Origin of the sequence: Paraburkholderia saeva, from assembly GCF_907164555.1 — a bacterium.
Classification (GTDB): domain Bacteria; phylum Pseudomonadota; class Gammaproteobacteria; order Burkholderiales; family Burkholderiaceae; genus Paraburkholderia; species Paraburkholderia saeva.
The window spans coordinates 1-22,441 of the sequence record NZ_CAJQZC010000002.1 but is presented as its reverse complement, the minus strand read 5'-3'; the positions used below and the strand labels follow the sequence as shown (position 1 = coordinate 22,441).

The 22,441-nt window shown below is 63.9% G+C and carries 18 protein-coding genes; 10 read left to right on the top strand and 8 right to left on the bottom strand.

Annotated features, from left to right (window positions below):
* Positions 1 to 36 precede the first annotated feature (36 nt).
* The 6 genes from LPA36_RS04235 to LPA36_RS04210 are packed head-to-tail and all read left to right on the top strand — an operon-like array spanning position 37 to position 4,714.
* Positions 37 to 537: a hotdog family protein gene (locus tag LPA36_RS04235; RefSeq protein WP_228875608.1), complete on the top strand. Its 501-nt coding sequence runs from the start codon at positions 37 to 39 to the stop codon at positions 535 to 537.
* Positions 534 to 1,259, top strand: a complete 726-nt coding sequence (locus LPA36_RS04230) for a 3-ketoacyl-ACP reductase FabG2 (RefSeq protein ID WP_228874905.1) — start codon at positions 534 to 536, stop codon at positions 1,257 to 1,259. Before LPA36_RS04235 ends, LPA36_RS04230 begins: the two co-directional genes overlap by 4 nt.
* Positions 1,259 to 2,485 carry a beta-ketoacyl-ACP synthase gene (locus tag LPA36_RS04225; protein ID WP_228874904.1) on the top strand — a complete coding sequence of 409 codons (1,227 nt, stop codon included), beginning with the start codon at positions 1,259 to 1,261 and terminating at the stop codon, positions 2,483 to 2,485. Before LPA36_RS04230 ends, LPA36_RS04225 begins: the two co-directional genes overlap by 1 nt.
* A gap of 20 nt (positions 2,486 to 2,505) precedes the next feature.
* On the top strand, positions 2,506 to 3,729 hold the full coding sequence (locus LPA36_RS04220) for a beta-ketoacyl-[acyl-carrier-protein] synthase family protein (RefSeq protein WP_228875607.1): 1,224 nt from the start codon (positions 2,506 to 2,508) through the stop codon (positions 3,727 to 3,729).
* Positions 3,730 to 3,766: 37 nt separating this feature from the next.
* Positions 3,767 to 4,261 carry a signal peptidase gene (locus tag LPA36_RS04215; RefSeq protein ID WP_228874903.1) on the top strand — a complete coding sequence of 165 codons (495 nt, stop codon included), beginning with the start codon at positions 3,767 to 3,769 and terminating at the stop codon, positions 4,259 to 4,261.
* 18 nt (positions 4,262 to 4,279) lie between these two features.
* A complete protein-coding gene (locus LPA36_RS04210) occupies positions 4,280 to 4,714 on the top strand; it encodes an excinuclease ABC subunit A (protein WP_228875606.1) in 435 nt (144 codons plus the stop codon).
* A gap of 68 nt (positions 4,715 to 4,782) precedes the next feature.
* Here the strand turns inward: LPA36_RS04210 and LPA36_RS04205 are convergent, their stop codons facing one another.
* A complete protein-coding gene (locus LPA36_RS04205) occupies positions 4,783 to 5,508 on the bottom strand; it encodes a class I SAM-dependent methyltransferase (protein WP_228874902.1) in 726 nt (241 codons plus the stop codon).
* Between the two features lie 144 nt (positions 5,509 to 5,652).
* Between LPA36_RS04205 and LPA36_RS04200 the strand changes: the two genes are divergently transcribed.
* Complete coding sequence (locus LPA36_RS04200) at positions 5,653 to 6,909, top strand: NAD(P)/FAD-dependent oxidoreductase (protein WP_228874901.1); 1,257 nt, start codon at positions 5,653 to 5,655, stop codon at positions 6,907 to 6,909.
* Between the two features lie 879 nt (positions 6,910 to 7,788).
* Here the strand turns inward: LPA36_RS04200 and guaD are convergent.
* From guaD to LPA36_RS04165, 7 genes are all read right to left on the bottom strand, one after another.
* On the bottom strand, positions 7,789 to 9,120 hold the full coding sequence (guaD, locus tag LPA36_RS04195) for a guanine deaminase (RefSeq protein ID WP_228874900.1): 1,332 nt from the start codon (positions 9,118 to 9,120) through the stop codon (positions 7,789 to 7,791).
* A gap of 112 nt (positions 9,121 to 9,232) precedes the next feature.
* The gene (locus LPA36_RS04190; RefSeq protein ID WP_228874899.1) at positions 9,233 to 10,261 is read right to left on the bottom strand and encodes an adenosine deaminase; all 1,029 of its coding nucleotides are present in this window, start codon (positions 10,259 to 10,261) and stop codon (positions 9,233 to 9,235) included.
* A 73-nt stretch (positions 10,262 to 10,334) separates the two neighbouring features.
* Positions 10,335 to 11,342: a xanthine dehydrogenase accessory protein XdhC gene (gene xdhC / locus LPA36_RS04185; RefSeq protein ID WP_228874898.1), complete on the bottom strand. Its 1,008-nt coding sequence runs from the start codon at positions 11,340 to 11,342 to the stop codon at positions 10,335 to 10,337.
* 115 nt (positions 11,343 to 11,457) lie between these two features.
* Positions 11,458 to 13,875, bottom strand: a complete 2,418-nt coding sequence (gene xdhB, locus LPA36_RS04180; protein ID WP_228874897.1) for a xanthine dehydrogenase molybdopterin binding subunit — start codon at positions 13,873 to 13,875, stop codon at positions 11,458 to 11,460.
* The gene (gene xdhA / locus LPA36_RS04175) at positions 13,875 to 15,449 is read right to left on the bottom strand and encodes a xanthine dehydrogenase small subunit (RefSeq protein ID WP_228874896.1); all 1,575 of its coding nucleotides are present in this window, start codon (positions 15,447 to 15,449) and stop codon (positions 13,875 to 13,877) included. The genes xdhB and xdhA overlap by 1 nt, the downstream gene beginning before the upstream one ends.
* Before the next feature lie 373 nt (positions 15,450 to 15,822).
* Positions 15,823 to 16,329: a disulfide bond formation protein B gene (locus tag LPA36_RS04170; RefSeq protein ID WP_228874895.1), complete on the bottom strand. Its 507-nt coding sequence runs from the start codon at positions 16,327 to 16,329 to the stop codon at positions 15,823 to 15,825.
* A 95-nt stretch (positions 16,330 to 16,424) separates the two neighbouring features.
* Positions 16,425 to 17,801, bottom strand: a complete 1,377-nt coding sequence (locus LPA36_RS04165) for an amidase (RefSeq protein ID WP_228874894.1) — start codon at positions 17,799 to 17,801, stop codon at positions 16,425 to 16,427.
* A gap of 222 nt (positions 17,802 to 18,023) precedes the next feature.
* Between LPA36_RS04165 and LPA36_RS04160 the strand changes: the two genes are divergently transcribed.
* The 3 genes from LPA36_RS04160 to LPA36_RS04150 all read left to right on the top strand — a co-directional run bounded on the left by LPA36_RS04160 (position 18,024) and on the right by LPA36_RS04150 (position 22,278).
* Positions 18,024 to 19,781 (top strand): cation:proton antiporter, encoded by a 1,758-nt coding sequence (locus LPA36_RS04160; protein WP_228874893.1) that lies wholly within the window; start codon positions 18,024 to 18,026, stop codon positions 19,779 to 19,781.
* A 130-nt stretch (positions 19,782 to 19,911) separates the two neighbouring features.
* Positions 19,912 to 21,303, top strand: coding sequence for a gamma-glutamyl-gamma-aminobutyrate hydrolase family protein (locus LPA36_RS04155; protein WP_228874892.1), 1,392 nt, complete (start codon positions 19,912 to 19,914; stop codon positions 21,301 to 21,303).
* Positions 21,304 to 21,570: 267 nt separating this feature from the next.
* Positions 21,571 to 22,278, top strand: a complete 708-nt coding sequence (locus LPA36_RS04150) for a DUF2968 domain-containing protein (RefSeq protein ID WP_228874891.1) — start codon at positions 21,571 to 21,573, stop codon at positions 22,276 to 22,278.
* The last annotated feature ends 163 nt before the right edge of the window (positions 22,279 to 22,441 follow it).

Below are 22,441 nucleotides of genomic sequence, written 5' to 3'. Positions count from 1 at the left end.
GACGCGATGGATATCCCAATCCCCAGCATTCACGCGATGCCCGGCGGGCCGGTCCCCGGCGCGACATCTGATCCAGCGGGTCCGTTTGGTCCGATCGAAACGATTCTGCCGCATCGCGGCACGATGCTGCTGGTCGATGCCGTGCTGACGTGCACGGACAAAACGCTGACGGCCAGCGCGCATGTCGAAAGCGGCGCATGGTATGCGGACGCCGATGGCGCGATGCCCGCGTGGATCGGCATCGAGCTGATGGCGCAGGCGATTGCCGCGCACGTCGCGCTGCTTGCGATGCGTGCGGGTGGCCGGGCGCGTCCGGGCGTGCTGCTCGGCTCGCGCAGCTACCACGCACTCGTGCCCACGTATCCGGCAGGTGCGCGCCTCACGATCGAAGCGGAAGAACTGTTGCGTAGCGAGGAAGGTCACGGCGCCTACGAATGCACGATCGATCACGACGGGGTGCGTTACGCGGAAGCCGTGATCAAGGTGTTTCAGCCCACTGATTTTCAGTCATTCATCGAAGGGAGCCTCAGCACATGAGCCGGCGTGTTCTCGTAACCGGTGCAAGCCGCGGTATCGGCCGCGCGATTGCCTATCAACTGGCCGCCGACGGCTTCACGGTGTCCGTGCATTGCCGCACCGGACGCAGCGAAGCCGAAGCCGTCACAGCCGGCATCGCCGCGCAGGGTGGGGCGGCGCGTGTGCTGCAGTTCGACGTACGCGATCGCGCCGCGTGCCGGGAAGTGCTCGAAGCCGATATCGGCGCGCATGGACCGTACTACGGCATCGTGTGCAGTGCGGGCGTGACGCGCGATGCGGCGTTTCCCGCGCTCACCGAAGAAGACTGGGACATCGTCATCGAGACCGGTCTCGATGCGTTCTACAACGTCGTGCATCCGCTGACGATGCCAATGGTGCGCGCGAAGAAGGGCGGCCGCATCGTTACGATCGCGTCGGTGTCGGGCGTCATGGGCAATCGCGGCCAGGTGAATTACAGCGCGGCGAAAGCCGGCCTGATCGGGGCAAGCAAGGCGCTCGCCGTCGAACTCGCGTCTCGCAGCATCACGGTGAACTGCGTGGCGCCGGGTCTGATCGAAACCGGCATGCTCGACGACATGCCGCTCGAACATGCACTGAAAACCGTGCCGATGAACCGCGTCGGCCAGCCGGCCGAAGTGGCTTCCGTGGTGAGCTTCCTGATGTCCGATGCGGCTTCGTACGTGACGCGGCAGGTGATCGGCGTGAACGGCGGGATGATCTGATGAAGCGCGTCGTTATTACCGGCATGGGCGGCGTCACCGCGTTCGGCAGCGGGTGGGACGACATCGAGGCTGCACTGCGCAGCGGCCGCAACGCCGTTCGACGGATGCCCGAATGGGATTACTTCGAATCGCTGCATACACGGCTCGCATGCCCACTGCCTGAATTCACGCTGCCTTCGCACTATCCGCGCAAGAAGACCCGTTCGATGGGGCTCGTATCGATGTATTCCGTGCGTGCGAGCGAGCTGGCGCTCACGGACGCAGGCCTCATCGACGAACCGACAATCAGCGACGGACGCATGGGCGTTGCGTACGGCTCATCGTCCGGATCGGTGCAACCGATCCGCGCGTTCGGCACGATGCTCGAAACCGGTTCGATGGGCGACGTCACCTCGAACAGCTACGTGCAGATGATGCCGCATACCACGGCCGTCAACGTCGGCCTGTTCTGGGACCTGAAAGGGCGCATTGTGCCGACGTCGTGCGCGTGCGCGTCGGGAAGCCAGGCCATCGGCTACGCGTACGAAACCATCGCGACCGGCAAGCAGACGCTGATGCTCGCGGGCGGCGCCGAAGAACTGTCCGGCCCCGCCGTCGCCGTATTCGACACGCTTTACGCGACGAGTACGCGCAATGACGAGCCGCATCTCACGCCGCGTCCGTTCGACGTCGCGCGCGACGGGCTGGTGGTGGGTGAAGGCGCGGCGACGCTCGTGCTCGAAGAGTACGAGCATGCGATGGCGCGCGGCGCGCGCATTCATGCGGAGATCGTCGGCTTCGGCTGCAACTCGGACGGCGCGCATATGACGCAGCCCACCGCGTCGACGATGGCGCTCGCGATGCAGCTCGCGCTTGATGACGCAAAGCTTCCGCCCGAAGCGATTGCGTATGTGAACGCGCACGGCACGTCGACGGATCGCGGCGACGTCGCGGAAAGCCACGCGACCGCGCACACGTTCGGCGCACGCATGCCGATCAGTTCGCTGAAGAGCTATGTCGGTCACACGCTTGGCGCGTGCGGCGCGCTCGAAGCCTGGTGGACGATCGAGATGATGAAGCGCAACTGGTATGCGCCGACGCTCAACCTGACCGACGTCGATCCGGCCTGTGCGCCGCTCGATTACATCATGGGCGAAGGCCGTGCGATCGACGCAGAACACGTGATGAGCAACAACTTCGCATTCGGCGGCATCAACACGTCGCTGATTTTCAGGCGCGCACGGTGAGCGCAGTGACAAAGCGCGGCATGCAGCGCGTCGTCGTCACCGGCATGGGCATCGTGTCGTGTCTGGGTAATACGCTCGACGACGTATCCACCGCACTGCGAGCTGGGCGTGGCGGCATCACGCGTATTGACGCATGGCGCGAGCGTGGTTTTGGCAGCCAGGTGGCCGGCGTTGCAGACGTCGCAAACGAAGCGCCGTTCGATCGCAAGCTCGAACGCTTCATGGGCGACACCGCGCGATTCGCGGCGCATGCCGCCCGCAAGGCGATCCATGACGCCGCGCTCGACCCCGCTGCGTTGCGATCACCGCGCGCTGGCGCGGTGATCGGCTCAGGCGTCGGCACGATGTCGACCTACGATGCTGCGATGGCAATCGCGCATGCGCGTGGCGTGGAGAAAACGCCGCCTTATACCGTGCCGCAGGCAATGAGCAGTACGGCCTCCGCGAATGTCTCACAGGTGTTCGGCATCGAGGGCGTGACATATTCGCCTTCGTCCGCGTGCACGACGTCGTCGCTTGCGATTGGTCAGGCGATGCAGCTGATCCAGACCGGCCGCCAGGACATCGTGCTTGCAGGCGGAAGCGAATCGCTGCATGACAACATGACGTTGATGTTCGACGCGATGGGCGCATTGTCGCGACGCTTCAACGACACGCCCGGAAGCGCGTCACGTCCTTACGATGCGGCGCGCGACGGCTTTGTGATCGCTTCGGGCGGCGGCGTGCTGGTGCTCGAATCGCTGGAGCATGCGCTGGCGCGCGGCGCGCGCATTTACGCCGAGCTGACCGGATATGGACATTGCACCGACGGCGTCGGCATGGTTACGCCGCACGCGGGCGGGATTGCGCGCGCGATGCGCGAGGCGCTCGATGAGGCCGGCGTGCGTCCCGATTACATCAACACGCACGCACCGTCGACGCCACGCGGCGACGCCGAGGAACTGCTCGCGCTGCAGTCGATTTTTGGTGGAGAGATTCCCGTGTTTTCGTCAACCAAGGGATTGACCGGGCATCCGCTTGGTGCGTGCGGCGCTCACGAGACGATCTACGCATTGCTGATGATGCGTGACGGTTTCATTGCTGGAACGGCAGGTCTCCATACGCCTGATCCGGCGCTGGAGCTCGACCGCCTGCCGCTCGTACGTGAATCGCGAGAAGCGGTGATCGACACGGCGATGTCTGTTTCATTCGGGTTCGGCGGCAGTTGTGCGAGCCTGGTATTGAGTGCCTGGAAAGGCGCGTGAAGTACAAGAAAAACAAACCATCACGAGGGCAATAACAATGAAGATGCGTTACACGCAGGGTGCTTTGGTCGTGGCGGTCGCGTTTGCGGCTTTGTGCCAGACCGCGCAGGCTGGCACCGAAGTGAAGCAGTTGCCGCTGCAGGCCGCGCTCGGGCAGGCGGCGCCCGCGCAGACCACATCGGGAATTCACACTCAGGTCGTCGCGCAGCCGCAGTCGGGCGCCGAGATTGCGTTGTTCTTCGGTGACGAAGCACATCCGGCGGTGCGGAGCCAGCTCGGCGACGCATCGGAGTCCGCGCGCATTGCGCGCAGGACCGACGATCAAACGACCGCGTGCAATCGCGCGCTGATTGAGGCGGTCGACAGGTTGCGCACGTATGCGCATGACCACCACGCGAACGCGATCATCCATATCCGCACGAGTTTTCATACCACCGAAACTTCGTCGGCGACGGATTTCACGTGTGGCGTGAGTGGTTCTGCTGCCGCGCTGCGTCTGCGCGGCGATGCTGTTGTACTCGAAACCAACTGATAAACGGGGAACATGATGATGAAACGCCATTTGATGTTTGCTGCAGTCTTCGCATCGCTGATGACGGGCCACGCGTTCGCGCGCGACACCGTGCACTACTTTCCGGTTGACGTCGCAATGAAGAGCGAGCCGGGCAAGGTCGGTGACGACATTCCACTGTATTTCGCGGGCCAGACGCATCCGGCAGTCGTGAAGTCGTTCGGCGAGTTCGCGACCAACAAGAAGACCAATGCGTTCGGCAAGAGCGATGACGTCGCGTGCCAGCACGTGTTTCTGTCAGCTGTGATCGAGTTGCAGGAGCGTGCGCGCAAGGAAGGCGGTAACGCGGTCATCAACATCAGGAGCAACTACAAGAATGAAGAGCGCGCGAGTGCGACCGAATACACATGCGGCGCGGGTGCCGTGGTGGCGGGTGTTGCGCTGAAGGGCGACGTGGTGACGTTGAAGAAGTAAGTGCACCAGGTGGTCGACGTGGCAGCGTGGCTTTTGTCGCGCTGCCACGCCTGAGCGGCGTCAAGGCGTCAGGGCGTGCGGATTGCTGCCACATTGACCAGCGTTTCGCGGCGCCTGCCGGGTTGCGGATGATGCAGGCCGAGCCGTTCGAAGAGACCGAAGTCTTTGGCGCGACTCCACCAGAGATAAGGCAGTGAGACGTTGCGTTCGCCGAATGCGAAACCGGCGTGGCGGATCATGTCGAGGTAACCGTCAGCGCTTTTCTGCACGTGCATCGGATGTCGGAACAGCAAACGGATGACCCACGATTTGATGTACGCATCGGTCGATTCGGCGAAGAGCAGCACGCCACCCGGTTTCAGCACGCGACGGAATTCTGTCAGCGCGCGTTCCTGCTCGACGAGGTGATGGAACGTCTGATGGCAGAACACAATGTCGGCGCTGGCGTCGGGCACGGGCAGACTGGCGCAGTCGCCGTGCATGATGTCGACGGCTACGTGCGGCGGGCAGGCGCGTGCTGCATGTCGGGCGAGCGCGAGCGACGGCTCATGAAAGTCGATGCCGACGATGCGTGCCGGCCTGAACGCTTCGGCGAGCAGGCGAAACGAAATGCCCTGGCCGCAACCTGTATCGACGATGACGGGCGCAGCGGGCAGGGGCGTATCGATCAGGCGCTTGAGGTCGTCGATCGCGACGCGCAGTACGTGGTGTTCCCAGATGTGGGTACGCAGGAACCAGATGCCGAAGGCCGTTTCCGGCACGTACGGCACGCGGGATGTTTCGGTTGGCGACATGTGGTCTCCTCGTCGCGATGTAATGTAATGGTCGATCGATTGATCTGCGCGTCATTGTAATTGGAAGCCGACGGCGCGTGAGGGCATGGCGGATAGAGGGAGCGGCTGCGGTGAGCAACCGCGAATTTCCAGAAGAGGGCGGCTTTGAATACGAACACTGAAACTGAAACGACGGCGGGCGACGCGGTGGATGTCGCGATCATTGGCGCGGGGCCGGCGGGCGCGGTTGCTGCGGCGTTGCTGCGTAAGGCCGGGCGCTCCGTGCTCGTGCTCGAGCGCCAGCATTTTCCGCGGTTTTCGATCGGCGAGAGCCTGTTGCCGCAGAGCATGGAGTATCTCGAAGAGGCGGGCATGTTGCAGGCCGTCGTCGAGGCAGGGTTTCAGTACAAGAACGGCGCGCATTTCATCTCGGGCGATCGCGTATCCGCGTTCGATTTCCGTGACAAGCACACGGCGGGATGGGGCACGACGTATCAGGTCGAACGGGGCACGTTCGACAATCTGCTGATTGGCTGCGCCACGAAGGCGGGCGCGGAAGTGCGTTTTGGGCACGCTGTGCGTACGATGCAGACGGGCGATGCGCCGGTCCTCGATGTCGAAGACGAAGCGGGCCACGCGTACAGGGTGCATGCGCGGTTTGTACTGGACGCCAGCGGCTTTGGGCGCGTCTTGCCGCGGCTGTTGAATCTTGAGTCACCGACGCGGATGCCGACGCGGGCCGCGATTTTCACGCACGTTCAGGACGGGATTCCGTTTGGCGCGACGGATCGCAACAAGATCACGGTTGCGGTTCATCCGGGGCATCGCGACGTGTGGTACTGGATGATTCCACTTGCGGGCGGCCGCTCGTCGGTGGGATGCGTGGCGGAGGCGGCGTTCCTCGACGCACCCGAGGAAGTGCGTGATGCGCGGTTACGCGAGTTGATCCGCGAGGAGCCTACGCTTGCGCGCTTGATTGGCGACGCGCCGTTTTTGATGCCGGTGCGGCATATCGGCGGTTATTCGGCGAACGTCGAGCAGTTGCATGGTGCGGGGTACGCGTTGCTGGGTAATGCCGGGGAGTTTCTCGATCCCGTGTTTTCATCGGGCGTGACGATTGCGATGCGGTCGGCGCATCTTGCTGTTCAGGTGTTGTTGCGCGCGTTTGATGGTGAGACTGTCGACTGGCAGCGGGAGTATGACGTGCCGTTGCGCAAGGGGATCGATACGTTCCGCGCGTTTGTTGAACGGTGGTACAGCGGTGAGCTTCAGGACATTATTTTTTATCCTCATCAGACGGAATCCATCCGGAGGATGATCAGCGCTGTGCTCGCTGGCTATGCATGGGATGAGAGTAATCCTTATGTCGCTGATCCTGTGCGGCGGCTCAATACACTGTATGAGGTTTGTTCCCAAACCTGATTGTTCCGGGTTTTTTTCGTGCCGATGCTGTTTCTTTGCTTTGGCCTTTCCTTGTTTTGCTTTTGGTCTATTGGCGTTGCTCCTGTGCGGGGCGGCACTTACTTTTCTTTGTCCCCCAAGGGGACTTCCTTCGGGGCGTCTTCCAAAGAAAAGTAAGCAAAAGAAAGGCGCTTCGAAAACTCATCTTTTCCTGGTGTGTCACTCGCGGGGAATGGCAACCCGTGAGATGTCGCCCTCGCGCGTCACCCCGCGCGGGTCCGCACGCGATCTGATCCCCCGCACAGCACCAGCCGTGACACAGGGCTCATCCATCCCACTCCGCACTTCGTGCGTCGCGGTGCGGCCGCTCGGCGCCGCGTGCGCAGGGCCGCGGATCATTGCGATCGCAGCGACGGGTCCGGGTACAAAGCAGGTGCGTTGTGGGGGAGTGAGAGCTGCCGGCGGGGTTATGCCGGTCGGCGACGCGCGCAGCGCGGAGTCGGGTGGATGACAGCCTTGTCACCAAGGTGGAATGCGCGTGGGCTGGGATCGCGCGGGGACCTATGTCCCATGAGGTGTGGGGGCGACACTTCATGGGTTGCCATTCCCCGAAAATGACACACCTCGAAGAAGTGAGTTTTCGAAGCGCCTTTCTTTTGCTTACTTTTCTTTGGAAGACGCCCCGAAGGAAGTCCCCTTGGGGGACAAAGAAAAGTAAGTGCCGCCCCGCACAGGGGCAACGCCAATAGACCGACGCGAATACAAGGAAAGGCCAAAACAGAGAAACAGCTTCGGCACGAAAAACCCGAAATGCCGCCCCGTCAAAGGGGCAACGCTAATAGACCAAAAGCAAAACAAGGAAAGGCCAAAGAAGAAACACCTTCGGCACGAAAAAAAGAATCAAGCCGCGACGCAAGGAGCAACCGCCCCCCGTTGTGCATATCGCTGATGAACCCTCACCCCAGCCGAATAAGTTTCAAACACAGCGCGGTCATCGCCTAAAAGAGCGAACGAGAACAACAACTCTTCCAGCGACTCACACCGGGCATTCCGCCGCGCGAGCAACGGCGTCCCAGCCGGATCGAGCACCACAAAATCCGCTTCACTGCCCGCGGCCAGCGTCCCGACCTTGTCGCCAAGATCCAGCGCCTCGGCCGCGCCAGCCGTAGCCAGCCAGAACATCCGCGTAGCGGTCAGATGATGCCCGTTCAGCCGTGCAACCTTGTGCGCCTCATTCATCGTCTGCAGCATCGAGAACGACGTGCCACCCCCTACATCCGTCGCCAGTGCCACCGGCATGCCCGCCTCACCCGCTGCATCGAAATCGAACAGCCCGCTGCCAAGGAACAGATTCGACGTCGGACAATGCGAGGCCACCGCGCCTGTCTCCGCCATCCGGCGACGATCCTCGCCATCGAGATAGATGCAGTGCCCGTACACCGCCCGACGACGCAGCAACCCGTAGTGGTCGTAAATGTCCAGATAGCTGCGATGCCCCGGGAACAGGTCGGCCACCCACTTCACTTCGTCCGTATTCTCGGCAACGTGACTCTGGATAAACACATCCTGATGCTCGCGCGCGAGCACGCCACACGCTTCCAGTTGCGCTTCAGTCGAAGTCGGCGCGAAGCGCGGCGTCAACGCGTACATCTGGCGTCCACGGTTATGCCAGCGGCCAATCAGCTCGGCGCTGTCGTCGTAACCGGATTGCGCCGTGTCACGCAAAAACTCGGGGCAGTTGCGATCCATCAACACCTTGCCCGCCACCATCCGCAAGTTCCGCGCTTCGCTTTCGGCAAAAAGCGCGTCCGCAGACTGCTTGTGCACAGTGCAGTACACAAGCGCCGTCGTCGTTCCGCAGGCAAGCAGCTCGTCGACGAAAAAGCTCGCGGTGTCGCGCGCATACGCCGGGTCCTCGAAGCGTCGCTCCGTCGGAAACGTGTAGGTGTTTAGCCACGGCAGCAAACCCGGCGCGGGCGACGCAATCATGTCGGTCTGCGGATAGTGAATGTGCGTATCGATAAACCCGGGCACGATCAGCTTGTCGCGCATCTCGGTCACATGTGCGCCCGGCGCGAACTGCTTCGATAGCGCCGCATACGGGCCGCTCGCAACCACGTGGCCGTTCTCGACGATCAGAAGACCGTCTTCATTGAAGACCGCCGCGTTGGACGATTGCGCAGGATCGCCATTGAAGGTCAGCAGTTGTGCGCGGTAAGCCGTTTGAGTCATGAAAGAACCGTCTCCATCATAGGGAATCCAAAGTCTCAAGGCCGGCTTGACTGCCGGCTCTTGTTATCAGGTTTCAAGGTCGAAATCGCACGTTCGATGTCACGCGCGTGCGTCAGGCGTTCCAGTGCGCGTCGAGCTTTGCGAACATCGTGTCGCGTTCTGCGGGTGTCACGAACGAAGCCTCAAAGCTGTTGCGCAGAATCGTGTAGACCTCGGCATCGCTCAGCTTCAATGCCTCGATGGTCGCGACGTAATTCGCGTTCACGTAGCCGCCGAAATACGCCGGGTCGTCGGAGTTGACTGTCACTGCGACACCGTGATCGAGCAGGTCCTTCAACGTGTGTTTCGTCATGTCGTCGAACACGCACAGCTTGAGGTTTGACAGTGGGCACACGGTCAGTGCAACGCGCGCATCGGCAAGACGCGCCACAAGCGCAGGATCTTCGATACTGCGCACGCCATGATCGACACGGTCCACCTTCAACAGGTCGAGCGCTTCGTAGATGTACGACGGTGGACCTTCCTCGCCCGCATGCGCGACGAGCTTCAGCCCCTTGTCGCGCGCCTTCGCGAACACGCGCTCGAACTTCGACGGCGGGTGCCCACGCTCGGACGAGTCCAGCCCCACACCAATCAGCCGGTGCCCGTATTGCTCGAAAAGGGGCAGCGCTTCGTCGAAGGTTGCGAGTGCATCTTCCTCGGAAAGGTGGCGCAGAAAACACAGAATCAGCTTGCTGGTGAGTCCGCGCTTTTCGGCGTCCGCAAGCGCGCGCTCGATACCCGCCACCGCCGTCGCAATCGAAACACCACGTTCGGTATGCGTCTGCGGATCGAAGAAAATTTCAGTGTGGATGACGTTGTCCGCAAGCGCGCGTTCGCAGTACGCCATCGTCATGTCGTAGAAGTCCTGTTCCTTGAGCAGCACGCTCGCGCCGGCGTAATAGATGTCGAGGAACGACTGCAGATCGGTGAATGCGTAAGCGGCGCGCAATGCGTCGATCGAGTCGTACGCGAGCTTCACGCCGTTGCGCCCGGCCAGCGCGAAAATCAGCTCGGGTTCGAGCGAGCCTTCGATATGAATATGCAGTTCCGCTTTAGGCGCGGCGGCTGCTTTAGTAGTGAGGGCGTCGATTGTGGTCATGTTCGGTCGGTCAGGTTATGTCTATGGAGCATCCGTCGCTCCTTATGTCGCGGGTCTGGTCCTGCTGCTGTCTTCAAGCCGTTTGCGCCGTGCCGGCATGCGCTTCGACGGCCTGGAGCAATTGCGCCGCAGCTGAAATCGCGATGATCTCCGGCGACTTGTCGATGATGCCGTCCACGCCAAGCGGGCATTTCATCCGCGCAATCTGAGAAGGATCGATGCCGCGCGCGGCAAGCCTGTGCTCGAACTGCTTGCGCTTCGAATGCGAGCCGATCATGCCGAAGAACGCAAAGTCGCCGCGTTGCAGGATGCGCTCGGCAAGCGCCAGGTCGACGCGATGATCGTGCGTCATCACGATGAAGTACGTGTTCGGCGCGGCGCGGTCGACAGCTTCGTCGGGCGCATCGTTCGCGTCGATCGTGAGGTTCGGCGCGTTAAGCGTTTCGCGCGGCGGAAACTGCGCGTCCCGTTCGTCGACCCATAGCACGTGGCACGGCAGCGTCGCGAGCACGCGCACGAGCGCGGCACCGACGTGCCCCGCGCCAAACAGCACGACGGCGAAGTCGCGCGGCGCGATCGTCTCGGTAAGCAGCGCGCCGCTTTCGTCGAAACCGGCGCCATCCCACAGCAGACAGTCGGCGCCTTCGACGCCGGGTTCCGGATCGGACAGCATCACGGCATCCGGAGCGGGGCCGAATGATACGCTACGTACGGTCGACTGGCCGGCAGCATTGCGTCTCGCAAGCGACGTCACCCAGCCAAGATCGCCGACGTCGAGCCGTTCGAACGCGAGCACCACCGCTCCGCCACAGCATTGTCCGAGGCTCGGGCCCAGCGCGAAGCGTTCGAGCCTGCGCAGATGGGGCGTGCGCATGCCGTCCTTGAGCACCTGACGCGCGGTCTCGATCGCCTTCCATTCCAGATGTCCGCCGCCGATCGTATGCTTCGCGGAATCGCGCGTGACGATCATCTTGGTGCCGGCATCGCGCGGCGCGGAACCCTCGGCGCGCGCGACCGTCACGAGCACGACGGCATCGCCATGAGCGAGCAGCTGTTGCAGATCGGGCAGCCAGGTTTGCATCCGTCATTCTCCATACAGGGCCTCACGGGATCGCCGTAAAGCCAGTTGATCGTCGCTAAGTCGCTACGTCGCGCTCACCGCGCGTTATGTGCGCGGCGAGCGCGTCTTCAATGCGTCATGCGGTTGAATCGGCCGTTGCGGGTGTTGCGGCCGGCTGCGAACGCGTTTGCAAATACAGATGCATCGCATCCACTGCGTCGAGTATCGCTTCGGGCGTCGCGGGCGCCCGCAGCGGCGGGGCGGTGTCCGCATCGGGCGCCACGGCGGCAATCGCATCGCGCAGCGCAAGCAGCACCGAAAACGGTAGCAGCAGCGGCGGTTCGCCAACGGCCTTGGAGCGGAATACGGTGGGCTCGGCGTTTTCGTTGCGATACAGCTTGACGTTGAATGCCGCCGGCGTGTCGTTGACCGCGGGAATCTTGTACGTCGAAGGCGCATGCGTCATCAGGCGGCCGTCACGGTTCCACCAGAGTTCTTCGGTGGTGAGCCAGCCCATGCCCTGGATGAATCCGCCTTCGACCTGTCCGATATCGATGGCAGGATTGATCGACTGCCCGACATCGTGCAGCACATCGGCACGCACGAGCTTCCATTCACCGGTAAGCGTATCGACGACGACTTCCGATACCGCCGCGCCGTACGCGAAATAGTAGAACGGATGACCGGTGAGCGTCTTCGCGTCCCAATGGACTTTGGGCGTCGTGTAAAAACCGTCGGACCACAGCTGGATGCGCGCCAGATACGCGGCGTTGACCAGTTGCGCGAACGGGATCGATGCGCCGTTGACGCTCACCATGCCGTCGGCGAAGGTGACGTCTTCGGCGGCGCCGTTCAGTTGCTGCGCGGCGAGTGCGGCAAGCCGGTTGCGGATCGTGCGCGCGGCGGCTTCGGCGGCCTTGCCGTTCAGATCGCTGCCGGTGGACGCAGCGGTCGCCGACGTGTTCGCCACTTTCGACGTATCGGTCGCGGTCGCGCGCACGCGCGAGAGCGCAACGCCAAGTTCGCTCGCCACGACCTGCGCGACCTTCGTGTTGAGCCCCTGGCCCATTTCGGTGCCGCCGTGATTGACGAGAATGGAGCCGTCCTTGTAGACGTGCACGAGCGCGCCGGCCTGATTCAGGAACGGCACGTTGAACGAGATGCCGAACTTCAGCGGCGTCATCGCGATACCGCGCTTGAGCACAGGGCTCGTCGCGTTGAACGCGGCAAGGGCGTCGCGACGCGTGCGGTAGTCGCTCGTCGCGAGCAGTTCTTCGGTGAGCGGCGCGATCACGTTGTCTTCGACGCGCTGCCCATACGGCGTCACATCGCGCTCGCCGATACCGTAGTAGTTGGCGGTTCGCACGTCGACCGGATCGCACTTCAGTTGACGCGCGATGCTGTCGAGCATCACTTCCATCACGAGTGCGCCCTGTGGTCCGCCGAAGCCACGAAACGCAGTGTTCGACTGGGTGTTCGTCCGGCAGCAGAGCGCGAGGATTTCGACGTCCGACAGATAATAGGCGTTGTCGAAGTGGCAGACGGCGCGCGTCGCGACCGCGCCCGACAGATCCGCCGAATAGCCCGCGCGTAACGCGATCTCGACGCGTGCGCCAAGAATCCGTCCGCTGTCATCAAAGCCGGCTTCGTATTCGTAGACGGCATCGTGACGCTTGCCGGTGATCATGAAGTCGTCGTCGCGATCGGCGCGCAGTTTGACCGCGCGTTGCAGCTTGTGCGCCGCGAGCGCGGCAACGCACGCGAAGAGCGCGGACTGCGATTCCTTGCCACCGAAACCGCCGCCCATGCGCCGGCATTCGCACATGACGCTGTGCGTCGGCCAGCCGAGCATATGCGCGACGACATGCTGCATCTCGCTCGGATGTTGCGTCGAACTGTAGACGAGCATGCCGTCCATCTCCTTCGGCAGCGCGTACGCAACCTGGCCTTCGAGATAGAACTGCTCCTGTCCGCCCACTTCGAACGTGCCGGAGATACGATGCGGTGCTGCGGCGATTTTCGCTTCAGGACTGCCGCGCTTCAGATGCAGCGGCGGCAGCACGAACTGCTTCGCCGCTTTCGCTTCGGCAGGTGTGAGCACCGCTTCGAGCGGTTCATACCGCACGACGTCATCGCTCCTCGCGAGCGAAGCCGCACGCCGCGCGAGTTCATGGCTTTCGGCGATGACAGCGAAGACGGGCTGACCCAGATAAAGCACTTCACCGTCCGCGAGAATCGGGTCGTCGTGCAGCACCGGGCCACAGTTGTTTTCGCCCGGGATATCGGCGGCCGTCAGCACCGCGACGACGCCAGGCGCGGTGCGCACCGCGTCGAGATCCATCGAAACGATGCGTGCATGCGCATGGCGCGACAAGCCAAGCGCCGCGTGCAGCGTGCCGTGGAGTTCGACGATATCGTCGGTGTAGGTCGCCTCGCCGCTCACATGCAGCGCGGCCGATTCGTGCGGCAACGCAGCGCCGACGGCGGGCGGGACTGCCACCGGCTCAGTGTCGCCGGCGGAATGAGTCATGAATGCATCGGTTTGCCTGTTCATCACGACGGCTCCCTTGCAGCATCGGCGACTGCTTTACCAGGTTCGACAGCTTCGCCAGGTTCGTCCGCCTCGAACGCGAAGGCGTTCACGTCGGACAGCGCGAGCGGCGCGGCGTCGCGCGTTTCCAGATGAAAGCGCCACAGCAGGTTGCGGGCGACCTTCAGCCGGTAAGCGCTCGATGCGCGCATGTCGGTCAGCGGCTGATAGTCGGCAGTGATCGCGTCCATCGCATTGCGGGCGCAGGCTTCGTCCCACGCCGCACCGGTCAGTGCGGCTTCGGCGTGCGCGGCGCGCTGCGGTGTCGCCGCCATCCCGCCGAACGCAACGCGGGCTTCCGAGATCGTGCCGCCTTCGCCGATTCGCAACGCAAACGCCGCGCACACGGCCGAGATGTCCTGATCGTACCGCTTCGAGACCTTGTAGGTGCGAAAGCGCAGGTTGGGCGCGGGACGCGGCACGCGAATCGCCGCGACGAATTCGCCGGGCTGCAGCGCGCTTTTCTGATAGCCGAGGTAAAACGCATCGAGCGGCAGCGTGCGCGTGGCGCCCCCGTGCCGCAACACGACTTCCGCGCCGAGTGCGATCAGCGCCGGCATCGAATCGCCGATCGGCGAGCCATTCGCAACGTTGCCGCCTAGCGTGCCGGCGTTGCGGATCGGCAGCGAAGCAAAGCGCGTCCAGAGTTCCGCGAGTTCGGGATAGTCGACGGCGAGGGCCGCGTACGCTTCTTCCAGCGAAGCCGCCGCGCCGAGGGTGAGCGTCTGCGCATCACGCTCGATGGTCTTCAGTCCGGCGACGTTGCCGATGTACAGCACATTGCCCAGATCGCGAAACTGCTTCGTCACCCACAGGCCGACATCGGTGCTGCCGGCGAGAATGCGCGCGTGCGGATGCTGGGCGCGCAGCGCGGCGAACGCTTCGACGGTGACGGGTGCATAAAACACCGGTGAACCGAACGAAGCGCCTCGCGCATCGGGCGCGGCGTATTCGAAGGTGTCGCTGCGCTGGAGCGTGCGCAACGTTTCGGCGATGGGCGCGCGCTCGAGCGGCACGCGCGGATAGTGCTGATAGTCGAACATCTTCTGGGCGGCTTCGACTATCGGCCGATAGCCGGTGCAGCGGCACAGGTTGCCGGACAGCGCGGTGTTGATTTCATCGCGCGAGGGCAGGCCGGCGCTGGCGGGCTGGTTCTCGTACAGCGCCCACATCGACATCACGAAGCCTGGCGTGCAAAAACCACACTGTGAGCCGTGACAGTCGATCATCGCCTGCTGGACAGGATGCAGCGCGCCTTCGGCATCGCGCAGGTCTTCGACCGTGAAGAGCGCGCGGCCGTCGAGCGTCGGCAGGAACTGGATGCAGGCATTGACCGCTTTCAGCGTGAGCGCGCCGTGCGTATCGCATTCGCCGACGACGACGGTACACGCGCCGCAGTCGCCTTCCGCGCAGCCTTCCTTGGTGCCTGTGCAATGGAGATCCTCGCGCAGGTGCTGAAGCACAGTGCGCGACGCGGGCACGTCGCGCACTTCACGGACGGACCCACGATAGAAGAAACGGATGGTTTGCGTTGTCATGGCGAATCCAGAAGACATTGCGGACCGGGCGCGCGTTACGCATGGGGTCGAGCCATAGCCGGCCTCGCGCACGTAGATCGCCATCCATGACCGAAGATAGCACCGTCGCGCACAGGAAAGTATTCCCGTCCGATGATGCGGGCTATCAGCCTGCAGTCATGCCTTCCATACGATTCGTATTGTGCGGACAAGTTGCGTCGCGCGGCAAAGGTCGCGGAACAAGGCGGGGCGGGGGAGAGCGGCCGGGGCGCCGGTTTGGGGCGTGCCGCGAAGGCGGAAACAGGGGCGCCGGAGGCAACCAGGTGTTTACGCGCAGGCGGCCCGCGGTGGGGCGCGGCCTGCGCGCGATGTGCGCAAAGCGTGCCGTGCGGCGTCAGTGGCGGTGACGGTTGCGCACGAGGCTCAGCGTGAGCAGCACGAACGCGATCACGAAGGCGATCAGCGACCAGGTGGGCAGCGAAAGCCCGAAGATCGGCGGATACGGCGTTTCGCACAGACCGGCGACCTTGAAGACGGACGGCAGCCAGTGCGCGGGAGGCAGGCTGTCGACAACCGGTTGCAGTGCATCGAAACCGCAGCTGAAACCCGGGTGCGCCTGCACATAGACATGCCGTGCCGCCGTGACGATGCCGGCGAGCGCCGAGAGTGCGGCCAGCACTTCGAGCAGCCGCACGCCGCGCCAACGGTCGAAACGCGCGCCGAGGAACGCGAAAATCGCGACCAGCAGGAAGAAGTAGCGCTGGATGATGCACAGCGGACACGGATCTTCGTGCTTCACATACTGGAGATAGAGCGCGCCGGCAACCAGCGCGACGCAGATGAGACCGAGCAGGACGAGCCATGTGCGCTCGCTGCGCAGCACGGGATCCCGATGATGCATGAGGTGGTTTAGAGCCATTTTGGTATAAATAGGGGCCGAAGTAGCGTGAGTGTGACCGCGATTCTAGCGCGAACATCACCCGTATCGCTGCTGGCCTATCGGATAGTGTTCAGGACGGCTTCCACGGCGCGGCCGATGGCGAGCAGCGCGTCGTCCCCATAAGGCTCGCCGGCCAGCATCAGGCCCACGGGCGCGCTGCCGCGCGCGTGACAGGGCAGCGACAGCGCGCAGGCGTCGAGGAAATTGAATGCGCTCGGATTGCGCAGGATCAGGGCATTCGTGCGGCCGAACGCCTCGTCGTCATCGACGAGCCCGGCGAGGCGCGGTGGCACGACCGGCACGGTCGGCGCGACAATCGCGTCGAAGCGCTGCCAGAGCGCCCGCGCTGCCTCGAGCATCGCGTTGCGTTCGGCGACGAGGTCGAGGTAGTCGGCGGCGCTCGCGGGCTGGCCCTTCAGGATGCGCACCCGCACGCGCGGGTCATATTCGTCGCTGTGTTTTTCCAGCAGCGGACGGTGCCACGCGTACGCTTCAATCGGCGCAAAGCCGAAGCGGTTGATGGCCGGCAGCCGGTCGAGCGGTGCAAAGCGCACTTCGCTCACGATCGCGCCGGCGGCTTCGAGATGCTTGAGGGCCGTATCGATGGCTTCGGCGACCGCCGGCTCCACATCGTCAGTCACGAAATGGGTGAGCACGCCGAGCCGCACGCCTTCGAGCGGCCGCGCGGCCGGAATGCGCGGCTCGAGCCCGGCCAGCATCCGGTCGACGAGCGCGCAGCACGCTACCGTTACGCCGATCGGGCCGAACGAATCGAGCGTCATCGAAAGGGGCACGCCGCCCTGTTTGGGGATGCGTCCGGCCGTCGGCTTGAAGCCGGTCAGGCCGCACAACGCAGCCGGAATGCGGATCGAGCCGCCGGTGTCGGTGCCGAGCGCGACAGCCGCCATGCCGTCCGCGACCGACACGCCCGCGCCCGACGACGAGCCGCCCGAGATCCGCTCGTCGCCTTTCACGTTGCGCCGCCACGGCGACAACGGATGGCCGTAGTGCGGATTGAGCCCGAGCCCGGAGAACGCAAACTCGCTCATGTTGGTACGCCCGACGATCACCGCGCCCGCACGCTTGAGCCGCGCAACGACGAGCGCATCGGCGGTGGCGGGCGCGGCGCCGGCCAGCGCGAGCGAGCCGGCGCGCGTCACCTGACCTTCGATATCGAACAGGTCCTTCACTGAAACCGGAATGCCGGCGAGCGGCGAGAGCACGGTCCCGGCGGCGCGCAGGCGGTCGTGGGCGTCGGCGGCGGCGCGCGCGCTGTCTGCGTCGACATGCATGAAAGCGACCGCGCCCTGGCCGGATGGATCGGCAATCCGGCCCAGCGCGGTTTCAACCAGTTGCCGGCTTGTCGTGCGGCCAGCGGCCAGATCGGCCGCGAGCTGGGCAAGCGGCGGGAAGGGCGTAAATTCGGTAGCCATGGCGGTTCGTGTCCGTAAGATGATGCGATGCGCAGTTTCACAGGGCACAACGGGGCGGTGTGCCGCTACCGGCGACTGCATCGGCCGGCTGCTGGAACACCGCGCGACGCGCGTCGGTGAAACCGTCAGGCGATATCGTTCGCATTGTAGATCGGCACGCAGGCGACTTCTCGCCCGGCTGGGTTACCATGCGTTTTTTACTGTTTGTAAGGATTCGGACGCATGCACCACGGTATCGGCTTTATTCAGGATCTGGCGGTGGTGATGGCGATCGCGGGCGTCGTCACGGTGTTGTTCCATCGCCTGAAACAGCCGGTGGTGCTGGGTTACATCGTGGCGGGCGTGATCATCGGGCCGTACACGCCGCCGTTCCAGTTGATCCACGACGAGCAGACCATCCAGACGCTCGGCGAGCTTGGCGTCGTCTTCCTGATGTTTTCGCTGGGTCTCGAGTTCAGTCTGCGCAAGCTGTTTCGCGTCGGCGCGACGGCGATCGTCGCGGCGCTGTCCGAGATCGTGCTGATGCTGTGGCTCGGCTACGAGATCGGCAGCGCGTTCGGCTGGAGCCGGATGGACTCGCTGTTTCTCGGCGCGATCCTCGCCATTTCGTCGACGACGATCATCGTCAAAGCGCTCTCCGAACTGAACCTGAAACGCGAAAGCTTCGCGCAACTCGTATTCGGCATCCTGATCGTCGAGGATATTCTCGCGATCGCCATGCTGGTGCTGCTCTCCGGCATTGCGCAGACGGGCGAGCTGAGCGCGGGTATCGCGTTCGTGACGCTCGGCAAGCTGCTGCTCTTCATGACGGTTTCGCTCGTGGTCGGGATTCTGCTCGTGCCGCGCGCGCTCAACTACGTCGCGCGCTCGAAAAGCGACGAGATGCTGCTCGTGTCGGTGCTTGGCTTCTGCTTCGGCTTTTGCCTGCTCGTCGTGAAGCTCGACTACAGCATCGCGCTCGGCGCGTTCCTGATCGGCGCGATCATGGCCGAGTCGCGTCATCTGCACCGTATCGAGCATCTGATCGCGCCATTGCGCGACGCGTTCTCGGCGATCTTCTTCGTGACGATCGGGCTGATGCTGAACCCGGCCGTGCTGCTTGACTACGCCTGGCCGATCGCGGTGATCACGGTGGCCGTGATCGTCGGCAAGATCGCGTCGTGCGGGCTCGGCACCTTTCTGGCGGGCAAGGATGGCCGCACGGCGATGCGCGTCGGCATGACCGTTTCTCAGATCGGCGAGTTCTCGTTCATCATCGCGTCGCTCGGGCTGACGCTGAAGGTGACGAGCGCGTTTCTCTATCCGATCGCGGTGGCCGTGTCGGCGCTCACGACGCTCTTCACGCCGTATCTGATCCGCGCCGCCGACCCGCTGACGCGCCGTCTCGCCCACGCGATGCCAGAGACCCTCACCAACGTGTTCGGCATGTACGCCCAGTGGCTCGGCAGTCTGGGGCCGGCGACGGGCGGCCCGACGGTCTTCAGCATCACGCGGCGCATCGTCGTGCAGATCGCCGTGAACCTCGCGCTCGTCGCGGCCATCTTCCTCGCGGCGTCTTACGGTTCGTCGTACGGAAGCCACTGGATCGCGCGCTGGATTGCCGCCGAGCCGGCCCAGCGCGTCGTGCTGTGGAGTGCGGCGTTGCTCGTCTCGATGCCGTTTCTCGTCGCCGTGTACCGGAAGACGAAATCGCTCGCGCTGTTGCTGGCCGAGATCAGCGTGCAGCCCGCGAAGGCGGGGCGCTTCACGCGCGCAATTCGTTACGCGATCTCGGACCTCGTGCCGGTTGTCTCGATGATCGGCGTGTTCCTGCTGGTCGCGGCGCTTTCGGGCGCGATCCTGCCGCCGACGGGTCTGCTCATCGCGGTGCTGGTCTGCGCCGCGCTGCTCGTGGCGCTATTGTGGCGATGGTGTGTGCGGATCCACGCCGCGATGCAGATCGCGCTGCGCGAAAGCTTCGACGAGCAACCCGATCCCTGAGCGCCGGGCTTCGCGCAACAAGCCGCAACAATGTGAGCAATTGTTTGCTGGTTTGCCGCTGATGGCGCGCTGGCGGATAATCAAGGCGTGTCCCATTCGTTCGCGTGCACGGCGCGCCTGCCCCACAGTCATGAGCGAAAACAAACCAACCAATCCAGGAACACCCGCGGACGCTTCGGCGGGTACACCCGGCGCTACACCTTCTTCCACTGATTTACCCGGCACATCGTCGCCCGATCCCGATGCGCGGTCCGCGTCGGCGGCCGGATCGGCTGCATTGCCCACGGCGCCAGCGGCCGCACCCGAGGCAGCCGCCCGTGCTTCGACGGACGACCCGCAGAGCGCGTCGACCGTGACGCCTGCCGCGACACCGAAAACCCAGCAACAGATCGACGCGGCCGAAGCCCGCGCTTCGGCCGCCCAGTCGATGGCGAAGCAGGAGGCCGCGGTCCACGAGCGCGATCACAAGTCGCGAACGGGAGCGCCGGCGTCCTCCTCCGCGCAGGCGACGGGGTCCCCAGGGACCGCCGGCGCTGCGACTGGGGCGGCAGCCACACCGGGTTCACCGCCACCGGGCTTCACGTCGCAGCCCGACTTCTCCACGTTCAACCCGCCGCCGGCCAGCGCGGTGCCGCCTTCGGCCCCGCGCTATCTGAAGCAGAGCGACTCGGCGTGGTCGGTCTTCGGACGGATCATCGCCGCGCGTGCCCGGCAGCTGTTCGATCGCGCCGGCCAGCGCATCACGCAGCGCACGCTGCGCATCGGCGTGTCGGCGCGGATCTTCCATCCGGAACCGGGCGCGAAGGGCCTGCGTGGCAAGACGCTGCAGTACCTCGAAGAGTCGATCGCGCACTGGGTGATGTCGCGCGACGTCATCGTCTTCATGATTCCGACGGTCGGCCATCAGGGCATGCTGCATCCGAGCAACATCCGCCTGCGTGACTACGCGAAGCACCTCGACGGCCTGTTGTTGCAGGGCGGCGCGGACGTCTCGCCGCAGTCTTACGAGGAAGCCGCGACGCGCCCCGAGTGGCCCGGCGACCGCGTTCGCGACATGTACGAACTGGAATTGCTGCACGAGTTCGTCGAATCGGGCAAGCCGGTGCTGGGCGTCTGCCGAGGATGTCAGCTGATCAACGTCGCGTTCGGCGGCACGCTCTACCAGGATATCGCCACCGATGTGCCGACTGCCGGCGTGCACGTGAGCGAGCATTACGACCAGCATCGTCACTCGGTGCATTTCCCGGACGGCTCGACGCTCGCGAACATGTTTCCGGGGCGGCGCGAAGCGATCGTCAATTCGATTCACCATCAGGCCGTGAAGACGCTCGGCCGCGACCTGAACATCGAGGCGGTTTCGGCATCGGACGGCATTATCGAGGCGGTGCGGTATCGTCGTGCACCGTTCGTGATGGGCGTGCAGTGGCATCCGGAGTTTCACCGTGCGGGTGGCCCGGAACTGCTCGACTGCACACCGTTGCTCGATACGTTTTTACGCGTCGCGCGCGAGACGCGCTTCTAGCCTCGTCGTTTTCGACAGCAACAGGAAAGCCGGCCGCGTGCCGGTTTTTTTGTGGCTTTTTTGTGTCTGTCCACGGGCTCTCTGCCGCTTCTTGCGCCGATCCATTTCGACGGGTGGCGACAGGCCGTCTGGGTCGAAGATTCGGGCGTTCTTTCGGAAGACTTCTATCTTGATTTAAAGTCTGCGCGGGTTGCTGAGAACGCTTCGCTTCGCTGCCAAACCGCGCGATAATTGCGGGCTATTCAGGATCTGCACGGAGCATGCACGATGAAGTACTCCTTATGTTTGCGGCGCGCAATGCTGCTCGCGATGGCGGGCGCGTCGCTGCTCGGCGCGGCGGCGCAGGCGCAGGAGAGCGACTCCTCGGCGCCTCTTGTCGGCACGCGGCCCGCGATGAACACACTGACGCCGCAGGCGAGCCCGTCGCCGCAGCAAGTGGCGTCGGGCGCAAGTGCCGCGGGTGATGCGCAGGGCGACGTCGCTGAACTGATGCAGATGATTCACGATTCGAAGCTCGTGGAACTGCGCACCACGTACAACGGGAGCTACGGCGCGAATCTCTTCTTCTATCCGCAGGAAATGACGTTTTACATCGCGCTGTTTCAGGACCGTCACTTCTGGCGCGTAATCAAGTCGCAGGACGACGTGCGTGCCGAAGCGATTTATGCGGGCTTCGTGAAGCAGACCGCGGAACTCGCCGACATCGAAATCCATCGAACGGAACTGCAGGCGCAAAAGGCGTTTCTCGATCGCGTGATTGCCTTGTCGGAAGACCGCGCGAAGCGGTTGCAGGCCGACCTCGACGTTGCACGGACGCAGCAGGCACAGGTCAACGAACACCAGCGCGCGGTGCAGGGAGAGGCAGTTGCGTTGCGCGCCGAGAAGGACCGCGCGCAGGCGCAGTTGCGTGAACTGCAGCGGCAGGTGCAGCAGTTGCAACGCCAGACGGAAGCAGGCTTGCCCGGCGCGCGATAGCGTTGCGAATTTCGTTCGCCTGAAACGAATCAGCCCGACCTGTGTCGGGCTGTTTTTTTTGTGCGCCCGGCAGGGCGCACTCACTGGGAGGTGAAAGTCCTCTACACACCCGGCAAGGGGAAGTGTTAGCCAGAGGCAAGGGTTTCGCGGGCGACTGCGAGTC

Coding starts and splice junctions, on each gene's coding strand:
- LPA36_RS04235 (WP_228875608.1), top strand. CDS start 37: ATGCCCGGCGGGCCGGTCCCCGGCGCGACATCTGATCCAGCGGGTCCG.
- LPA36_RS04230 (WP_228874905.1), top strand. CDS start 534: ATGAGCCGGCGTGTTCTCGTAACCGGTGCAAGCCGCGGTATCGGCCGC.
- LPA36_RS04225 (WP_228874904.1), top strand. CDS start 1,259: ATGAAGCGCGTCGTTATTACCGGCATGGGCGGCGTCACCGCGTTCGGC.
- LPA36_RS04220 (WP_228875607.1), top strand. CDS start 2,506: ATGCAGCGCGTCGTCGTCACCGGCATGGGCATCGTGTCGTGTCTGGGT.
- LPA36_RS04215 (WP_228874903.1), top strand. CDS start 3,767: ATGAAGATGCGTTACACGCAGGGTGCTTTGGTCGTGGCGGTCGCGTTT.
- LPA36_RS04210 (WP_228875606.1), top strand. CDS start 4,280: ATGAAACGCCATTTGATGTTTGCTGCAGTCTTCGCATCGCTGATGACG.
- LPA36_RS04205 (WP_228874902.1), bottom strand. CDS start 5,508: ATGTCGCCAACCGAAACATCCCGCGTGCCGTACGTGCCGGAAACGGCC.
- guaD (WP_228874900.1), bottom strand. CDS start 9,120: ATGACTCAAACGGCTTACCGCGCACAACTGCTGACCTTCAATGGCGAT.
- LPA36_RS04190 (WP_228874899.1), bottom strand. CDS start 10,261: ATGACCACAATCGACGCCCTCACTACTAAAGCAGCCGCCGCGCCTAAA.
- xdhC (WP_228874898.1), bottom strand. CDS start 11,342: ATGCAAACCTGGCTGCCCGATCTGCAACAGCTGCTCGCTCATGGCGAT.
- xdhB (WP_228874897.1), bottom strand. CDS start 13,875: ATGAACAGGCAAACCGATGCATTCATGACTCATTCCGCCGGCGACACT.
- xdhA (WP_228874896.1), bottom strand. CDS start 15,449: ATGACAACGCAAACCATCCGTTTCTTCTATCGTGGGTCCGTCCGTGAA.
- LPA36_RS04170 (WP_228874895.1), bottom strand. CDS start 16,329: ATGCATCATCGGGATCCCGTGCTGCGCAGCGAGCGCACATGGCTCGTC.
- LPA36_RS04165 (WP_228874894.1), bottom strand. CDS start 17,801: ATGGCTACCGAATTTACGCCCTTCCCGCCGCTTGCCCAGCTCGCGGCC.
- LPA36_RS04160 (WP_228874893.1), top strand. CDS start 18,024: ATGCACCACGGTATCGGCTTTATTCAGGATCTGGCGGTGGTGATGGCG.
- LPA36_RS04155 (WP_228874892.1), top strand. CDS start 19,912: ATGAGCGAAAACAAACCAACCAATCCAGGAACACCCGCGGACGCTTCG.
- LPA36_RS04150 (WP_228874891.1), top strand. CDS start 21,571: ATGAAGTACTCCTTATGTTTGCGGCGCGCAATGCTGCTCGCGATGGCG.